Origin of the sequence: Arthrobacter zhaoguopingii, assembly GCF_009828595.1 — a bacterium.
Taxonomy (GTDB): Bacteria; Actinomycetota; Actinomycetes; order Actinomycetales; family Micrococcaceae; genus Arthrobacter_D; species Arthrobacter_D zhaoguopingii.
On record NZ_WPNY01000002.1, the window covers coordinates 68212 to 85482 of the forward strand.

Below are 17271 nucleotides of genomic sequence, written 5' to 3' on the forward strand. Positions count from 1 at the left end.
GGTGCCCAGTGGGTCGGGACGGGTGCCACGGGCGGGGCCGGACGGCGGTGCTGGTTTCGCCAACTACCCCGGTCTTAGCCTAGTGTCTAGTGCTATGAGTGACGTTCTTGAATTGGCCGGGGTGAGCCTCGTTCGGAGTGGAAAAACGCTGCTGAACAGCGTCGACTGGCAGGTCAAGGAGGGCGAACGCTGGGTCATCATGGGCCCCAACGGAGCCGGAAAAACGACACTCCTCCAGATCGCCGGAGCGCGCCTGCACCCCACCACGGGCGTGGCAGGGATCCTCGACGAAGTGATGGGCGCCGTCGACGTCTTCGACCTGCGCCCCCGGATCGGACTCGCCTCGGCGGCCCTGGCCGCGCAGATCCCCGAGCACGAAACGGTCCTCAACGTCGTTGTCACCGCCTCCTATGGTGTGACGGGCCGCTGGCGTGAGCAGTACGAGAAGCTCGACGAGCGCCGTGCCTTCCGGCTGCTCCACACCTGGGGCATGTCGACCTTCCTGAACCGCCCCTTCGCCTCGCTCAGCGAAGGCGAACGCAAGCGGGTGCAGATCGCTCGAGCGCTGATGACAGATCCCGAACTGCTGCTGCTGGACGAGCCGGCCGCCGGTCTCGACCTCGCCGGGCGTGAGGACCTCATCCGCCGGCTGACCGAACTCGCCCAGGATGAGGAGGCCCCCGCCACAGTGCTGGTCACCCACCACCTCGAGGAGGTTCCTCCCGGGTTCACCCACGCGATGCTGATGCGAGACGGCGGGATCGTCGCCGCCGGACCGCTCGAGGACGTCCTCACCGAGGAACATCTCTCCGAGGCGTTCGGCCTGCCGCTGAAGGTCAGCCGCGCCGACGGCCGCTACAGTGCTGTCGCCCGCACCGCGTAGGCCGGAGGCCGGGGCGCAGCACCGCACGGCTCCGCCGGGAGCGGGCGCGTGGGCCTGATCCGGCTCGAGGGCCCGGGGGACCCGCGCACCACGGACTACCGCAACCTCACCGACACCCAGCTCCGCCGCCGTGTTGAGCCCGCCAACGGCCTGTACATCGCCGAGAGCTCCAAGGTGCTGCGGCGCGCCATCGATGCCGGACACTCACCGCGGTCCTTCTTCCTCGCCGAGAAGTGGCTGCCGGGCCTTTCGGACGTCCTCGACCGGTTCCCGGAGGTTCCGGCGTTCATCGGCGACGAGGCCACGCTCGAGGAGATCACCGGTTTCCACCTCCACCGGGGGGCCCTGGCCGCCATGAACCGCCCGGCCCCGAGGACCCTCGACGAGGTCCTCGCCGGGGCCCGCAGGGTGGCGGTGCTCGAGGACATTGTGGACCACACCAACCTCGGGGCGCTGTTCCGGTCCGCCGCGGCGCTGGGCATCGACGCGGTCCTCATCAGCCCCCGGTGCACCGACCCGCTCTACCGCCGGGCCATCCGCGTAAGCATGGGCAGCGTCTTCCAGGTGCCCTGGGTCCGCCTCACGGACTGGCCAGGGCAGCTCGCGGCCCTCCGGGAGGCGGGGTTCACCGTCGGGGCGCTGGCGCTGGGGCCCGATTCGGTGCCCGTCCAGGACGTCGGAACGGCCGGACACGAGCGGCTGGCGCTGGTCCTTGGAACCGAGGGCGAGGGCCTTTCCGCCGGTGCCCTCGCCGAGGCCGACCTGTCGCTTCAGATCCCCATGCACGCCGGAGTGGATTCGCTCAACGTGGCCGCAGCGGCCGCCGTCGCCTTCTGGGAGTGCCGCTACCGCACCCCCTAGCGGGGAAGGCGCGGGAAAACGGCAGTAGCGGGCGCCGATACCCGATGCAACACTGGGAGGGTGACCGCTCCATCGGCCCGCTTCAAGGCTCCCGGCGCACGGACCGTCCCCGTGGCCGCGGCGCTCCTCTTGGGCGCGGCCGTCGCGCTGAGCGGATGCGGCCGGCTCGCCGAACAGATCGACGCAGCGGAATCCTCTCCGCTGACCGCCCCCGCCCCCCTGGCGACCGCGCCGGTCAAGACCCCATCGCCCGCACCCGTGGCCACCGCACCAGCACCTTCCGCGGCCCCGAAGCCCACGCCGGCGCCGACGAAGGCCCCCGAGCTGTCCCTGACCCAGAGCCAGCAGTCCCTGCCGGCCGAGGTGGTGAAGGCCTGCGGTGCCCTGCTCACCGGCACGCTCCCGGAACGGCTGCCCGCCGCGGAGGCGGGTGCCTGCGTCGAAGCGTCGATGCGCGCCGGCACCGGAGCGCAGCAGACCCTGTCGACCCGCGCCACCGGCCTTCCCGCCGGAGAGCACACCTCGGTGCTGAGCACGGCGCCCGAGTTCGGCCTGCATCTGCGCAACGGGGAGCACGGGGTGGAGATTATCGTCAGCGGCGGCGAGGGGTACCTGCTCACGCCGGAGGGAGGAACACCGGCCGACGCCGAGGGCGGGCCGGAGGAGCGCTTCGCCGCGGTCCTGGTGGAGGCGGCCTCCGCCACGGCCGACCCGGCCGCCGTCGGCGCCCTGTTGGCGGACTCCGGAGAGTTCCTGGTGACACCGCGCAGCGAACGGGACGGCATGCTCTATACCCGGCTGTCGGCGGTGTCCGGGCCCGAACTGCAGGGCGTCAAGATGGCCACCCTCGACATAGAGCTCGACGAACTGATGCGCCCGGCGCACCTGAGTATCAGCGGGTTCGAACATGAGATCCTCAGCTCGGTGGAGGTCGGATTCTCCGACTGGGGCATGCCCCAGGCCATTACGGCCCCCGCTTTAGCGCAGCTGGGCGGATTGCGCTAGGATTACTAGCTGGTCCCGAAGGACCGTTTCCGCTTTCAATCCCAGTGCCTGGCAAAATCCAGGCAACCAGAGAAGGTATTCCTGTGAAGTCTGATATCCACCCCCAGTACCACGCCGTCGTTTTCCGCGACCTCGCCTCCGACAAGTCGTTCCTGACGAAGTCGACGGCCACGTCCAAGAAGACCATCGAATGGGAAGACGGAAACACCTACCCGCTGATCGAGGTGGAAATCTCCTCGGAGTCCCACCCGTTCTACACCGGCAAGCAGCGGATCATGGACTCCGCCGGCCGCGTGGAGCGCTTCAACGCCCGCTTCAAGGGTTTCGGCAAGAAGTAGTCCCGGCTCTTCTCAGCACCTCAGTTTCGACAGTGAAGCCACGCGCGCACGACGCCGTGGCTTCACTGCGTTAAGCCAACCAAGCAGGAGGAACCCCGGATGGGTCAGGGCCAGGAAACGAGCGGCGGACGGCGGCACGGCGAGTACAAGACGCCGGGGGGCAAACTGACCGCCGTCGACCTCGCGGTGGTGGACGGACGTCTGGCCCAGGTGTCGGTGAACGGCGACTTCTTCCTCGAGCCCGACGAAGCCCTCGACGACATCAACGCCGCCCTCGAGGGCCTGGCGGTCGACACGCCCCCGTCCGAGCTGGCGGAGGCCGTCCGGGCCGGGCTCGACCCCTCGGCCCAGCTCTTCGGGTTCTCCCCGGAGGCCGTGGCCACCGCCGTGCGCCGCGCCCTGGGGCACTCCACGGGCATCGCGGACCACACGTGGGAGATCGTCCCGCCGACGGCGCTGAGCACCGCCATGCACGTCGCCATGGACGAAGTGCTCACCCGCGACGTCGGGGACGGGCGCCGCAACCCCACCCTGCGGTTCTGGGAGTGGGAATCGCCCTCGGTCGTGATCGGCAGCTTCCAGTCGGTGCGCAACGAGGTCGATCCCGACGGCGTCGCCCGGCACGGGGTGAGCGTCGTGCGCAGGATCAGCGGCGGCGGTGCCATGTTTATGGAGCACGGCAACGCCATCACCTACTCGCTGTACATCCCGCAGACGCTCGTGGACGGGATGAGCTTCGCCGATTCGTACCCGTTCCTCGATGCCTGGGTGATGGAGGCCCTGGCCGCCCTGGGCATCAATGCCTGGTACCAGCCGCTCAACGACATCGCCACCGATCTGGGCAAGATCGGCGGGGCGGCGCAGAAGCGGCTCGCCAACGGCGGGATGCTGCACCACGTCACGATGAGCTACGACATCGACGCCGACAAGATGCTCGAGGTGCTGCGCATCGGCAAGGAAAAGCTTTCCGACAAGGGCACGAAGAGTGCCAAGAAACGCGTCGACCCGCTCCGGCGCCAGACCGGGCTGGCCCGGGAGGAGATCATCGCGGTGATGATCGAAACCTTCCGCCGCCGCTTCAGCGCCGTCGACGCCGGCCTGAGCGAGGACGAGCTGCGGCGCGGCCGCGAACTCGTCGAGGAGAAGTTCGGCACCGAGGAGTGGCTCTACCGGGTGCCGTAGGCCTGGGCGGTGAGGGAGCGCAGCAGGTGGTCGCGCTCCTCCACCAGGATGCGCCGGAGGGCCCCCGGCGCATCCTGGTTGGCGGCGAGCCAGCTGTCTGTGGCCAGAAGCACCGGGTGCACTTCCGGGCGGCCCTGGAGGTCCTGGCGGCCGGGATAGAGGCCGCGCACCACGCGGGTTGCCATCTCGATTCCCCGGGCCTCCCAGACCTCCCGGAGCGCCTCGAAGTACGGTCCGTTGTAGGGGGCCGTCAGCTCCGGCCCGCCGAGGGTGAACCCCTCGATGGTGGCGCTGAGCAGTTCGTTGGACAGCCGGGTCCCGAAGACCGCCTCGCGCCAGGCGAGGTCCTTCACCGCGGCGTCCGGCACGGCCGAGCAGGCCAGCGTGAACGCTGCCTTGCCCGACGCCGTATTGTCGCGGGCCAGCTCGGTCTCCAGTTCGTCGATGGGGGCCAGGCCCTGCGCGGCCAGTGCGGCAAGGAACATCCAGCGCAGTTCGTCATCCAGGACCAGCCCCGGCACGGTGTCCGCGCCGTCGAGCAGGCCGCGCAGCACGGCCGCCGCGGAGCCGGTGGTCCGGCCGCCTCCCGCCAGTGCCCGCGCCCACGCGAGCTGCAGGTCCGAGCCTTCCGCGGCGTCCCGCAGGCCCCGCTCCAGGAAGCCGGCGTAGCGTTCGCGAAGCGTCGCCCGGCCGGCGGGTGCCGTGTAGCGTTCGACGGCGGTGCCGGCGTTCTGCAGGAGCACCTGGAGCACCCCGACGCCTGGTTCGGCCGGTGCGGCCAGCTCGACGGCGCCGAGGTAGTCGGCGGCGGCCAGGTCGGCATCCCGGGTGCTGGACCACAGGGCGGAGAGGCAGATGGCGCGGGCGAGCGGGTCGGCGATCCGGTCCACCGACCGCAGCAGCGTCGCCAGGGAGCGGGGGTCGAAACGCAGCTTGGCGTAGGTGAGGTCCTCGTCGTTGACCAGCAGCAGGTCCGGCTGGGTCCGGCCGACGAGCCCGTCCAGCGGGGCCGAAGCGCCGGTGACCTCGACGGCGTGCGACTCGGTGCGGGCCAGAAAACCTTCGGCGTCGTAACTGTAGAAGCCGACCTTGAGGGAGTGGGGACGGGGCTCGGGCACCCCGGTGATGGGGTCGAGCGCGTCCTGCCGGATCGCCGCGGCGGTGTACACGCCGTCCTCGACGGAAACCTCCGCGGTGAGCGCCGGCACCCCGGAGGTCTGCAGCCACTGCCGGGCCCAGGCCGTCATATCCTGCCCCGAGGCCTCGCTGAGGGCGGCGAGCAGGTCCGCGAGGGTGGTGTTGCCGAAGGCGTGCGCCCGGAAGTACTTCCGGGCCGCCTCCGTGAAGGCGTCGAAGCCGACGTAGGCGACGAGCTGCTTGAGCACCGAAGCGCCCTTGGCGTAGGTGATGCCGTCGAAGTTCTGCTTCGCCGCCTCAAGGTTGGGGATGTCCGCCACGATCGGGTGGGTCGTCGGCAGCTGGTCCTGCACGTACGCCCAGGCCTTGCGCTTGTTCGCGAAGCTCACCCACGAGGTCTTCCACTCGGTGGCCTCCGCCACGCCGAGGGCGCCCATGTAGTCGGCGAAGGACTCCTTGAGCCACAGGTCGTCCCACCAGGTCATGGTGACGAGGTCCCCGAACCACATGTGCGCCATCTCGTGCAGGATGGTGTTCGCCCGCGCCTCGTACTGGGCGGCCGTGGCCGCGGAGCGGAACACGTAGTTCTCCGTGAAGGTCACCAGGCCCGGGTTCTCCATCGCGCCGAGGTTGTACTCGGGGACGAAGGCCTGGTCGTACTTGCCGAACGGATAGGGGTAGTCAAAGAGGCGGTGGAAGAAGTCCAGCCCGCGGCGGGTGGTGTCGAAGATCGCCTCCGCGTCGAACGCGGACGCCAGCGACCGGCGGCAGTAGAGCCCGAGCGCAATTTCGGGCGAGCCGGTGCCGTCCGCACCGGTCCAGGATCCGGCGACGTGGTGGTAGGGGCCGGCGAGCACCGTGGTGATGTAGGTCGAAATGCGCTCCGTGGGCGCGAACTCCCAGCGCAGCGCCCCGGCGGAGACCGGGGAGGGGGCGCCCAGCGCCGGGGCGTTGGAGGCGACCGTCCAGGCCTCCGGGGCCGTGACGGTGAAGGTGAAGGCGGCCTTCAGGTCGGGCTGTTCGAAGTTGGCGAAGACCCGGCGGGCGTCGGCGGGCTCGTACTGGGTGTAGAGGTAGGTGAGGCCGTCCGCTGGGTCGGCGAACCGGTGCATGCCCTCGCCGCTGCGGCTGTAGAGTGCGGTGCCGCGAACGGTCACAGTGTTCGCCTCAAGCAGGTCCGGAAGGTGGATGCGCGAACCGTCGACGGCGGCGGCCAGGTCGAGGGTCTTCCCGTTGAGGAGCACCTCGTCGACGCCGCCGTGGATGAAGTCGAGGAAGGTGGACGCGCCGGGGGCGGTGCAGCGGAACACCACGGTGGATTCGCTGGGAAACCCCTCCGCCGAAGGGTCCTCGGCGCCGCTGAGGTCGAGCCTCACATCGTAGCGTTCGACCCGGATCAGCAGGGAGCGGGCGGCGGCCTCGTCACGGAGCAGGTTCTCGTTGCGCATCCGGTTATTCAATCACGCGCCGCGCACCGGCAGGCACGGCGGGTCGTGGTGGAATCGAAGCATGGACACGACAATTCCCGGGAACGAACCCACTCCGAGCGTGCAGATCGATGCCGGCCGGTTGGAGGCGAACATCACGGCCATGGCCTCGGCCATGCGGGCCCGCGGGGTGGCGCTGCGCCCCCACGCCAAGACCCACAAGATCCCTGAGATCGCCGCGCTCCAAGTGGCGGCGGGCGCCGTCGGGCTGACCGTGGCCACGGTCGGCGAGGCGGAGGTCTTCGCCGGGGCCGGGGTTGAGGATCTGTTCATCGCCTACCCGCTGTGGGTTGACTCGGCGAAGGGGGAGAGGCTGCGCCGGCTCGCGGAAAGGGCGCGGATCACCGTGGGTGCGGATTCCGTCGAAGGCGCCACCGCCCTGGCACGCAGCCTCGGCCCGGCCGTCGCCGCGGTCGCGGTCCGGGTTGAGGTCGACAGCGGCCACCACCGCAGCGGCGTGGCGCCCGGGGACGCCGCCGGCGTGGCCGTGGCAGCCGCGGAGGCCGGTCTAGAGGTCACCGGCGCCTTCACCTTTCCGGGCCACAGCTACGGCCCGGGAATGCCCGTCACGGCGGCACGGGACGAGGACGCGGCGTTGGCTCGAGCGGCCGCCGGGCTCCGCGCCGAGGGCTTCGCTGCTGCCGAGCTGAGCGGCGGGTCGACCCCGTCGGCGCTGATGGGAGGCGGAACCGCCACCGAGCTGCGCCCGGGGGTCTACGTCTTCGGCGATGCGCAGCAGTGGGAGCTGGGCACGATCGCCCCCGGCGACATCGCCCTCACCGTGGCCGCCACCGTGGTCAGCCACCACCGGCGTGCCCCCGGGGAGCCGGGGCGCTTCCTGCTCGATGCCGGCAGCAAGGTCCTCGGCAGCGACCGGGCGGCCTGGGCGACCGGCTACGGCAGGCTGCTGGAGCACCCGGAGGCGCGGATCGTTGCCCTCTCGGAACATCACGCCACGGTGCAGGTGCCCGCCGGAGAACCCCTGCCGGCCCGCGGCACCCGCGTCCGCGTGGTCCCCAACCACGTCTGCCTGCCCGTGAACCTGGTGGACGAGGTGCAGGTGGTCCGGGACGGCGCGGTCGTCGACCGCTGGGCGGTGGCGGCCCGGGGCAGGAACAGCTGACCCACCCCGGGCGGCCGCTCAGCCTGCGGGGACGATCTGTCCCTTGCTCAGGATGGTCAGTCCGGACTCGGTCACGGCGAAGCCGCGGCTGAGGTCGAGCTCACGGTCCACGCCGATGCGTGCCCCGGCCGGGATCTTCACGTTCTTGTCGATGATCGCGCGGCGGACGATGGCGCCGGGGCCGATGCTCACCTTGTCCATCAGCACCGAATCGCTCACCTCCGCGTTCTCCTCCACAAAGACGTCGGTGGCGAGGATCGAACCCTGAACGGTGCCGCCGGAGACGACGACGCCTGCCGAGACGATGGAGTCATGGGCAGCTCCGGAGCGGCCGGTGGCGCTGCGCACGAACTTCGCCGGCGGCGAGACGCTCTGGCGGGTGTAGATCGGCCACTGCAGGTTGTACAGATTGAACAAGGGCAGCGGGGAGATCAGGTCCATATTGGCGTCGTAGTAGGAATCCATCGTCCCTACGTCGCGCCAGTACTGGCGGTCCCGGTCGGTCGAACCCGGGATGAGGTTCGTCGTGAAGTCATAGACGGCGGCGTCGTTGCGGTCGACGAAGTGGGGGATGATGTCCCCGCCCATGTCGTGCTTGGTGTCGAGCCGGGCCGCATCCTCCTCGAGAGCCTTCAGCAGCGCATCGGTGGTGAAGACGTAGTTGCCCATCGAGGCGAGGAAGCTGTTGGGGTCATCGGGCAGCCCTGGGGTGGTCTTGGGCTTCTCGACGAAGGCGGCGATGCGGGTCGGGTCCTGCTGGTCGACCTCGATGACGCCGAACTGGTCAACGAGGTTCATGGGCTGGCGCACGGCGGCGACGCTGACGGAGGCCCCCGAGGCGATGTGCGCGTTGACCATCTGCTCAAAGTCCATGCGGTACACGTGGTCGGCGCCGATGACCACGACAATGTCGGGCTGGGCGTCGTGGATGAGGTTCAGGGACTGGTAGATCGCGTTGGCGCTGCCAAGGAACCAGCTCTTGCCGCGGCGCTGCTGCGCAGGCACCGAGGCGATGTACTGCTGGAGCTGGGTTGACATCCGCCACGTCTCGGAGACGTGCCGGTCGAGGCTGTGCGACTTGTACTGCGTGAGCACCACAATCTGCAGGTAGCCGGAGTTCACCAGGTTCGAGAGGGCGAAGTCGATCAGCCGGTAGCTTCCGGCGAACGGCACGGCCGGCTTGGCCCGGTCCGCGGTGAGGGGCATCAGGCGTTTGCCCTCGCCACCTGCCAGTACAACCGCCAGAACTTTCTTTAGTGCCACGGGTAACCCCCTTTGAGTATTCCAACGTGTCGGTCCAATTCTGTTCACACTAGAGGACTGCGGCCTCCTGCACTACGTTGGGGGAGTGCGAGTAGATATTGTCTCCAAGGAATTCCCCCCAGAAATCTATGGCGGGGCAGGCGTCCATGTCGCGGAACTGAGCCGCGTGCTGGCCGGGCAGGTGGATCTGAACGTCCATTGTTTCGGCGCGGAACGGCCCTCCGACTACCACGGGGCGCGGGTGCGCGCCTACGGCGTGCCCCCGGGGCTGGCCGGAGCGAACGCAGCCGTGCAGACCCTCGGGACGGACCTGGAGATGCTCGGGAACATCAATGGTGCCGACCTCGTCCATTCCCACACCTGGTACGCGAATATGGCCGGGCACCTTGCCTCCCTGCTCCACGGCATCCCGCACGTGCTCAGCGCCCACAGCCTTGAGCCGCTGCGGCCGTGGAAGGCGGAGCAGCTCGCGGGAGGCTACGCGCTGTCCTCCTGGGCGGAGAAGACCTCATACGAGGCCGCCGCGGCGGTGATCGCCGTGTCGGCGGGAATGCGCGACGACATCCTGCGCAGCTACCCCGCCGTCGACCCGGCGAAGGTGCATGTGGTGCACAACGGCATCGACGTCTCCGAGTGGGTGCGCGACGAGGACGACGACGCCGTGCGGGCCCTCGGCATCGACCCGGACCGTCCCAGCGTTGTCTTCGTGGGGCGCAACACCCGCCAGAAGGGCGTGCCCTACCTGCTCCGGGCGGCCGCACAGCTGCCTGCGGACGTGCAGCTGGTCCTGGTCCTCGGTGCGGCCGACACCCCCGAGCTCGCCGCGGAGACCGAGAAGCTGATCAACGAGCTCCGGGACCGGCGCGGCTCGGTGGTGCTCATCGAGCGGATGCTGCCGAGGCGCGAAGTGGTCCAGGTCCTGAGCCACGCGACGGTGTTCGCGTGCCCGTCCATCTACGAGCCGCTGGGCATCGTCAACCTCGAGGCGATGGCCTGCGGAGCGGCCGTGGTGGCCAGCGCCACCGGCGGGATCCCCGAGGTGGTCGAGGACGGCGTGACCGGAACCCTCGTTCCGCTCGAACAGGTCTCCGACGGCACGGGCACCCCCCTCGATCCCGAACGGTTCGTCTCGGACTTCGCCGCCGCACTCACAGCGATGCTTTCCGATCCGGCGAAGGCCCGCCGGATGGGCGAGGCCGGCCGGACCCGCGCCGAGCAGCACTTCGCGTGGGACTCCATCGCCGAGGCAACCCTCGAGGTGTACCGCAGCGTGCTGTGAACCCGGGAGCCCCGATCCGCCCGCCGGGCGGGCGGATCGGGACCGCCAGTTCCCGGTCTCGGGTCATCGCCGGATTGGAGACCGGCCGGTCAGGCTGAGGACTTCTCGGGCACCTGCCGTGCCTTGCGCGGTGCGCTCTTGCGCCGCGCCTTGGTCTGTTCCGCCTGCCGGGCCAGCAGGGTCTTCTCCTCGATCGGGGAGCCGCTGCTTGCCCGCACCGCCCGGGCGTGCGCGGCGGCCTCGTCCTGGCGCCGCTTCTCCGCCCCGGTGGCGATCGCGGCGCGGAGGTGCTCGGGCCCATAGCCGAAGGCCTCGACCAGGTCGAGGGCGTGCGGGCGGAGCTTGGCGAGCAGCCGGTTGATGTAGGGCGTGAGGGTCCGGGCCCGCTGCGAGGAAAGCCGGCCGTTCATCAGGTACCAGGCGAGGTTCCGTTCCAGCAGGCACAGCCCGAACAGGTCGCGCAGCCAGGTCAGGACCTGCCGGGTCCCGGGCTCCTCGACCCGGTGCAGCGCCGCCGTGAACGCCTCCCACTGCAGCAGCTCAGCGTGCGCCCGGGCCGTTTCGATCAGTTCGTGCTGGTGTTCGTTGAACAGGGCAGCAGCCTTGTCCTGCGGCATCGCCCCGGCCCCCCGCAGGGCGCCGGCGAGTTCGGCCACCATGGTGCCGACCCGGTCCGACAGCAGCCCGTGCTGGGTTGCCTCGTCCCGCAGGGCGATCGCCGACTTCTTCTCGGACCCGGTGTCCACGACGGTCTGCACCACACGGCGGAGCCCGGAGCGGTGAACCGTCCGCCCCGCGGCCTGGGAGACCGCGTAACGGGCGAGGACGCCGAAGTCCATGCCCTTGAACTCGCGGGCATAGTCCATCAGCAGGCGCTTGGCGACGAGCTGGAGCAGGACGTTGTTGTCACCTTCGAAGGTGGCGTAGACATCCATGTCCGCCCGGAGCGACGTGAAACGGTTTTCCGTGAGGAACCCGGCGCCGCCGCAGGCCTCCCGGCACTCCTGCAGCGTATCCAGGGCCAGCCAGGTGGACAGCGGCTTGTAGGCCGCGGCGAGGGTCTCGAGGTCCTGGCGGTCGGCGTCGGTATCGGAGGTTCCCGAAAACACGCCGTCGAACTTCTCAAGCAGTTCCTCGTGCGCGAAGGACGCCGCATAAGTGGCGGCCAGCCGTGGCAGGAGGCGCCGCTGGTGGCGCTGGTAATCGAGGATGACCTCTTCGGAGAGGTCCGAGGACGCGTTGAACTGGCGCCGCTCGGAGGCGTAGGTGATGGCGGTCTTCAACGCAATCTTGCTCACTGCGACGGCCGCGCCGTCGAGGGACACGCGGCCCTGGACGAGCGTGCCGAGCATGGTGAAGAAGCGGCGGCCCGGCGAGGCGATGGGGGAGCTGTAGGTGCCGTCGGGGGCGACGCTGCCGTACCGGTTCAGCAGGTGCGTCCGGGGCACCCGGACGTCCTCGAAGTGGAGCCGGCCGTTGTCGATGCCGTTCAGGCCGCCCTTGAGGCCGTCGTCCTCGCCGCCGATGCCGGGCAGGAAGGCGCCGTCGGCGTCGCGCAGTTCGACGTAGAAGGCATGCACCCCGTGGTTGACGCCCCGGGTGATGAGCTGGGCGAAGACCACGGCGGCTCGGCCGTCGACGGCGGCATTGCCGATGTAGTCCTTCCAGGCCGCCCGGAAGGGGGTGTTCAGTGCGAAGGATTCATCCTCGGGGGAGTAGACGGCGGTCGTGGCGATGCTTGCCACATCCGAGCCGTGCCCGGTCTCCGTCATGGCGAAGCAGCCCGGGATGTCCATGTTCATGATGCCGGGCAGCCACGCCTCGTGGTGCTCCTCGGTGCCCAGGTGGAGCACCGCCGCACCGAACAGGCCCCACTGGACGCCCGCCTTGATCTGCAGGGAGGGATCGGCGACCACCAGTTCCTCGAACCCAGCGACGTTGCCGCCGTGGTCGTCGTGCCCCCCCAGCGAGGTCGGGAAGGCCCTGTGCACCGCCTGGTTCTTCACCAGGTAGTGGAGCTGGTCGAAGCAGCGGCTGCGGTGCTCGGCCGAGGTGAGTCCTTCGATCTTGTGCACTTCGGGGCGCCCTGCGAGCTCCCGTGCGGTCCGGCGCACCGAGGCCCACTTGCCGAGGAGCAGTTCCCCGAGCACAGCGGGGTCGAGAACGGCCGCGTCGTTGTCTGTGATGGTGCCCGCTGCGGGAACCTCGCGCCGGGGGGCGGCTGCTGTGTGCGTCATGAGTTGTCCTTTGCAGGGGAGGAGGTGGTGGAGTCCGGTGCCGGGCGGGACGGTTGCCCGGTGGGCACCTGGTGGCTGATGCCTTCGAAGAGCCAGTCGGTCAACTGGTCGGCGAGCTGCTCCACGCCGGGCTTGCCTGGGCCGGCGGGCGTCGCGAGCCATAGCTCACCCGCGGAGCGGACCATGCCGATGGCGGCCCGCGGCCAGTACGCGAGCCGGGGGTCGGCGGGGCCGCTCAGGTGGGGCGAGGACCGCAGGTAGGCCCGCATGGGGCGGGCCAGCATCTCGGTGACGGCCTCGAGGAAGTGGGTCAGGGGGTCGGCGGGCCGGGCCTCATCGGTCGGGCCCGCGGCCAGGTCGGCCGGGCCGACCCGTGTGACGAACGCGTACACGTTCGGTGAGGTCTGTGCCATCTGCAGGTAGACGTAGATCATGGCGCGCAGGCCCTCGCGGGGCGTCTGGGCCTGCCGTGCCGCCGCAAGGATCTTCTGCTGCATCTGGCCCGTGACGACCTCGGCCATGGCCTGCTGAAGGCCGGTCTTGTCACCGAAGTAGCGGTAGTACACGGACTTGGAGGTGTCGGCCGCCGCCGCGATGTCCTCCATGGAGGCGCCGTGGCCGAGGGTGTCGACGGCGCGGCGGGCGGTGCTGATCAGCGCGCGCCGGCGCTCGGCACGGTGTTCCTCCCATCGGCTTGACCGGCCGTCGGGCACCGCCCCCGTTCCGGCGGGCACGGCGGAAACCGTTGACGAAGTGTTCATGATACTCAGCGTATCAGGTACGCTGGGTATCGGTAATCCACCACCACTACCAGGAGATCCCTCATGTCGAACCAGCCAGGAGCAGGCGCGGGCACCACCACCGTCCGCAACGCCGTCGTCATCGGCGGCAACCGCATTCCGTTTGCGCGCTCGGGCGGGGCCTACGCCCATTCGTCGAACAAGGACATGCTCATTGCGGCCCTCGACGGCCTCGTCGCACGGTTCGGCCTCCAGGGCGAACGCATCGGCGAGGTGGCAGCAGGCGCCGTCCTCAAGCATTCACGGGACTTCAACCTCACCCGCGAGGCGGTGCTGGGTTCCGCCCTCTCCGCGCACACCCCGGCGTACGACCTCCAGCAGGCCTGCGCCACAGGGCTGGAGACCGTTGTGGGCCTCGCCAACAAGATCAAGCTGGGCCAGATCGACTCCGGCATCGCCGGCGGCGTCGATTCGGCCTCCGACGCGCCCATCGTGGTCAGTGAGGGCCTGCGCCGGGTGCTTCTCGACCTCTCACGGGCCCGCACGCCCAAGCAGAAGCTCGCCGCGGTCAGCAGGCTGCGCCCCCGGGACCTGGCACCGAACGCCCCAACCACCGGTGAACCCCGAACGGGGCTCTCGATGGGCGAACACCAGGCGCTGACCACCGCGGCCTGGGGCATCACCCGCGAGGCCCAGGACGAACTGGCCTATCGCAGTCATGCCAACCTCGCCGCGGCCTACGAGCGCAGGTTCTTCGAAGACCTGATGACCCCCTACCGCGGGCTCACCCGGGACGCGAACCTGCGCGCCGACACGTCGCTGGAGAAGCTGGCGAAGCTGAAGCCAGTGTTCGGCGCCGGGCTCGATACGCCGGCCACCATGACGGCGGGCAACTCCACGCCGCTGACCGACGGCGCCGCCGTCGTCCTGCTCGGCTCGGAGGACTACGCGCGGGCCAACAACCTGCCGATGCTCGCGAACGTCGTCGACGCCGAGGCCGCCGCCGTGGACTTCGTCAACGGTCAGGAGGGCCTGCTGATGGCCCCCGTCTATGCGATGCCGCGGCTGCTCCAGCGCAACGGTCTGCACTTCGACGACTTCGACTTCTTCGAGATCCATGAGGCCTTCGCCTCCACGGTCCTCAGTTCCATCGCCGCGTGGGAGAGCGAGGAGTTCTGCCAGACCCGGTTGGGCCTCGACGGCGCACTCGGCAAGATCGACAGGAGCAAGCTCAACGTCAACGGCTCCTCGCTGGCCGCCGGCCACCCCTTCGCCGCCACCGGCGGGCGGATCGTGGCCTCCCTGGCCAAGGCGCTGGCGGAGAAGGGCTCGGGCCGCGGCCTGATCTCCGTATGCGCCGCCGGCGGGCAGGGCGTTGTTGCCATCCTCGAGGCGCGCTGAGGTGGCGGATACCTATCTCGGCCTCGTCAACACGCCGCTGCCGGGCAAGCTGGCCAAGACGCTGGGGCTGCCGCGCCCGGCGGTGCTGCGCCGCTACACCCCCGGCGACCCGCTCGTCCCCGGCCCGGTGCTGGTCCTGGGCAGCGGCCCCGGCGCCGACACCCTGGCGGAGGCCCTGCTCGGCTGGGACCAGGACGTCCGCCGGCACCTGCGCCCGGGGGAGAAGCTCGGAGCGGTGGTCGTGGCCCTCGATGCGGTGTCGCGTCCGGAGGACCTGGGTGCGCCCCTGCTCGAGCTCGGCCCGGCCGTCCGCGCCCTGCTGCCCGGCGGGAGGATCGTTTCGGTCGCCCGGCCGGCGGAGGAGGCCGGGGACCCCGCCACCGCCGCCGCCCGCCAGGGCGTGGACGGCGCCGTGCGTTCGGTCGCCAAGGAACTGCGGGCCGGTGCCACCGCCAACGGGATCGTGCTTTTGGACGGGGCGGCGGCGGACAGCCCCGGCGCCCTGGGTGCCCTGTGGTTCCTGCTCTCCGGGCGCAGCGCCTACGTCGACGGCCAGTTCCTGCGGGTCTCCGCCGTGCCCGCGTCGGAGGAGCCGGCCGACGCCGCCGCTCCGCTGGCCGGCAGGACCGCCGTGGTGACCGGCGCGGCGCGGGGCATCGGAGCGAAGATCGCCGAGGTCCTGAACCGGGACGGGGCAACGGTCGTCGTCGTTGACGTGCCCGCGGCAGGTGACAAGCTTGCGGAGGTCGCCAACCGGGTCGGGGGAACGGCACTCCAGGTCGACATCACCGCTCCCGACGCTGCCGCCCGGATCCTGAGCCACGTGAAGGAGCGCCACGGCACCCTCGACATCTTCGTGCACAACGCGGGCATCACCCGGGACAAGCTTCTTGCCAATATGGATCCGGCACGGTGGAGCGCGGTCATCGCGGTCAATATCTCCTCGCAGCTGCGCATCAACGACGAACTGCTTGCCTCCCCGGTGTTCTCGCCCGAGGGCCGGATCATCAGCCTCGCCTCAACCAGCGGCATCGCGGGAAACCGCGGACAGAGCAACTACGCCGCCTCCAAGGCCGGGGTGATCGGCATGGTCCGCGCCACCGCGGCCGCGTTCGCTGGGCCCGGTCGCACCATCAACGCCGTCGCCCCCGGGTTCATCGAGACCGATATGACCGCGAAGATGCCGATGCTCACCCGTGAGGCGGCCCGCAGGCTCAGCAGCCTGCAGCAGGGCGGGCAGCCGGTGGACGTCGCCGAGACCATCGCGTTCCTCGCGTCCGGGCCGGCGGGCGGCATCAACGGCCAGGTTCTCCGGGTCTGCGGACAGAACCTGGTGGGAGCATGAACGAGGTCCTCCTGCCGGCCATGCCGGCGCTGGCGGGCCTGTACCGCCAGGCGGCACTCGGCGCCGTGCTGCGCCGGGCCGGCCGCCGCAGGCCCGCGACGGCGCTGCCGGAGAACCGCCACCGTGCCTCCGGCGGCCCTGTGGACCGGGAGCGGCTCACCGCCTTCCAGCATCTCGTCGGGCAGGCGGCACGCGACGCCGTCCCCTCGGCCTACGTCCACACCCTGGCCTTCCCGGTGGCCATGAGCGTCATGGCCCGCCCGGACTTCCCGCTCCCGATGCTGGGTATGGTCCATCTGAGCAACACGGTGGTGCAGACCCGGGCGCTGCGCGTGGGGGAGGAGTTCGAGTCGGTGGCCTACGCCGAGAACCTGACTCCGCACCGGTCCGGAACCTCGGTGGACCTCGTCACCGAGGTGTCCGTGGACGGGCAGCGCATCTGGACGGGCCGCTCGGTCTACCTTGCCCGCGGCATCCGGACCGCCGGCGGCCGGGAAGCAGATCCGGTGCCCTCCCCGGAGGGGTCCACGGGGGCAGGCCCGGCGGTCGGTGGCGACAGGAGGGACTCTGCCCTGCCCGGGAACGGGGACGCCTTCACCCCGCCGGTGCCCACTGCACAGTGGCACCTGGCCTCCGACACCGGCCGGGCCTACGCGGCCGTGTCCGGGGACTGGAATCCGATCCACCTGAGCGCGCCCTCGGCACGGTTGCTGGGGATGAAGCGCGCCATCGCGCATGGAGTGTACCTTGCCGCGCGCATGGTGGAAATGGCGGAGCCAGCGGCGCCGGAGGCACTGTCGTGGGGCGTGGACTTCCTGTCGCCGGCACTGCTCCCGGGCACGCTCGCCGTCGCCGTCCGTCCCGGGGAGCCACTCGACGGGTCCGTCCGGCGCACTGAGGTCACCGGCTGGGCGCCCGGCGCGAAGCGGCCGTCCTTCACCGGATGGGTCACTCCGGAGGCGGTGGACCCGGCGTCGCCTTAGACTGGGC

At 70.4% G+C, this 17271-nt stretch carries 14 protein-coding genes; 10 read left to right on the forward strand and 4 right to left on the reverse strand.

From position 1 onward, the window contains the following. Positions 1–94: 94 nt before the first annotated feature. The 5 genes from GVV86_RS02710 to lplAB all read left to right on the forward strand — a co-directional run bounded on the left by GVV86_RS02710 (position 95) and on the right by lplAB (position 4269). Positions 95–883 (forward strand): ABC transporter ATP-binding protein, encoded by a 789-nt coding sequence (locus tag GVV86_RS02710; protein WP_159616411.1) that lies wholly within the window; start codon positions 95–97, stop codon positions 881–883. 48 nt (positions 884–931) lie between these two features. After that, entirely contained in the window at positions 932–1744 is an 813-nt protein-coding gene (locus GVV86_RS02715; RefSeq protein WP_159616413.1) for a TrmH family RNA methyltransferase, read from the forward strand. Positions 1745–1804: 60 nt separating this feature from the next. Continuing rightward, entirely contained in the window at positions 1805–2749 is a 945-nt protein-coding gene (locus GVV86_RS02720) for a hypothetical protein (protein WP_159616415.1), read from the forward strand. 83 nt (positions 2750–2832) lie between these two features. Next, positions 2833–3087: a type B 50S ribosomal protein L31 gene (locus tag GVV86_RS02725; RefSeq protein ID WP_120168169.1), complete on the forward strand. Its 255-nt coding sequence runs from the start codon at positions 2833–2835 to the stop codon at positions 3085–3087. A 99-nt stretch (positions 3088–3186) separates the two neighbouring features. Continuing rightward, a complete protein-coding gene (lplAB, locus tag GVV86_RS02730) occupies positions 3187–4269 on the forward strand; it encodes a lipoate-protein ligase LplAB (RefSeq protein WP_159801282.1) in 1083 nt (360 codons plus the stop codon). On the opposite strand, the gene pepN is transcribed toward lplAB, so the two are convergent. Beyond that, positions 4254–6854 (reverse strand): aminopeptidase N, encoded by a 2601-nt coding sequence (gene pepN, locus GVV86_RS02735; protein ID WP_159801284.1) that lies wholly within the window; start codon positions 6852–6854, stop codon positions 4254–4256. The two genes, lplAB and pepN, sit on opposite strands and share 16 nt — an antisense overlap. Positions 6855–6915: 61 nt before the next feature. Here pepN and GVV86_RS02740 point away from each other — a divergent pair, with 61 nt between their 5' ends. Further along, complete coding sequence (locus tag GVV86_RS02740) at positions 6916–8016, forward strand: alanine racemase (protein ID WP_159801286.1); 1101 nt, start codon at positions 6916–6918, stop codon at positions 8014–8016. Positions 8017–8034: 18 nt separating this feature from the next. Here the strand turns inward: GVV86_RS02740 and glgC are convergent, their stop codons facing one another. Then, complete coding sequence (gene glgC / locus GVV86_RS02745) at positions 8035–9279, reverse strand: glucose-1-phosphate adenylyltransferase (RefSeq protein WP_201291333.1); 1245 nt, start codon at positions 9277–9279, stop codon at positions 8035–8037. Positions 9280–9364: 85 nt separating this feature from the next. On the opposite strand from glgC, the gene glgA reads away from it, so the two are divergent. Then, a complete protein-coding gene (glgA, locus tag GVV86_RS02750; RefSeq protein WP_159801288.1) occupies positions 9365–10558 on the forward strand; it encodes a glycogen synthase in 1194 nt (397 codons plus the stop codon). A gap of 89 nt (positions 10559–10647) precedes the next feature. Here the strand turns inward: glgA and GVV86_RS02755 are convergent, their stop codons facing one another. Further along, positions 10648–12795 carry an acyl-CoA dehydrogenase family protein gene (locus GVV86_RS02755; protein WP_159801290.1) on the reverse strand — a complete coding sequence of 716 codons (2148 nt, stop codon included), beginning with the start codon at positions 12793–12795 and terminating at the stop codon, positions 10648–10650. Continuing rightward, positions 12792–13556, reverse strand: coding sequence for a TetR/AcrR family transcriptional regulator (locus GVV86_RS02760; RefSeq protein WP_159801292.1), 765 nt, complete (start codon positions 13554–13556; stop codon positions 12792–12794). The genes GVV86_RS02755 and GVV86_RS02760 overlap by 4 nt, the downstream gene beginning before the upstream one ends. Positions 13557–13619: 63 nt before the next feature. Between GVV86_RS02760 and GVV86_RS02765 the strand changes: the two genes are divergently transcribed. The 3 genes from GVV86_RS02765 to GVV86_RS02775 are packed head-to-tail and all read left to right on the forward strand — an operon-like array spanning position 13620 to position 17264. Continuing rightward, on the forward strand, positions 13620–14936 hold the full coding sequence (locus GVV86_RS02765) for an acetyl-CoA C-acetyltransferase (RefSeq protein WP_159801294.1): 1317 nt from the start codon (positions 13620–13622) through the stop codon (positions 14934–14936). A gap of 1 nt (position 14937) precedes the next feature. Beyond that, positions 14938–16281, forward strand: coding sequence for a 3-oxoacyl-ACP reductase (locus tag GVV86_RS02770; protein WP_159801296.1), 1344 nt, complete (start codon positions 14938–14940; stop codon positions 16279–16281). Further along, entirely contained in the window at positions 16278–17264 is a 987-nt protein-coding gene (locus GVV86_RS02775) for a MaoC/PaaZ C-terminal domain-containing protein (protein WP_159801298.1), read from the forward strand. Before GVV86_RS02770 ends, GVV86_RS02775 begins: the two co-directional genes overlap by 4 nt. The last annotated feature ends 7 nt before the right edge of the window (positions 17265–17271 follow it).

Bases quoted from the DNA above. Each gene is read 5' to 3' on its own strand.
- GVV86_RS02710 (WP_159616411.1), top strand. From the start codon at position 95: ATGAGTGACGTTCTTGAATTGGCCGGGGTGAGCCTCGTTCGGAGTGGA.
- lplAB (WP_159801282.1), top strand. From the start codon at position 3,187: ATGGGTCAGGGCCAGGAAACGAGCGGCGGACGGCGGCACGGCGAGTAC.
- pepN (WP_159801284.1), bottom strand. From the start codon at position 6,854: ATGCGCAACGAGAACCTGCTCCGTGACGAGGCCGCCGCCCGCTCCCTG.
- GVV86_RS02740 (WP_159801286.1), top strand. From the start codon at position 6,916: ATGGACACGACAATTCCCGGGAACGAACCCACTCCGAGCGTGCAGATC.
- GVV86_RS02755 (WP_159801290.1), bottom strand. From the start codon at position 12,795: ATGACGCACACAGCAGCCGCCCCCCGGCGCGAGGTTCCCGCAGCGGGC.
- GVV86_RS02760 (WP_159801292.1), bottom strand. From the start codon at position 13,556: ATGAACACTTCGTCAACGGTTTCCGCCGTGCCCGCCGGAACGGGGGCG.
- GVV86_RS02765 (WP_159801294.1), top strand. From the start codon at position 13,620: ATGTCGAACCAGCCAGGAGCAGGCGCGGGCACCACCACCGTCCGCAAC.
- GVV86_RS02775 (WP_159801298.1), top strand. From the start codon at position 16,278: ATGAACGAGGTCCTCCTGCCGGCCATGCCGGCGCTGGCGGGCCTGTAC.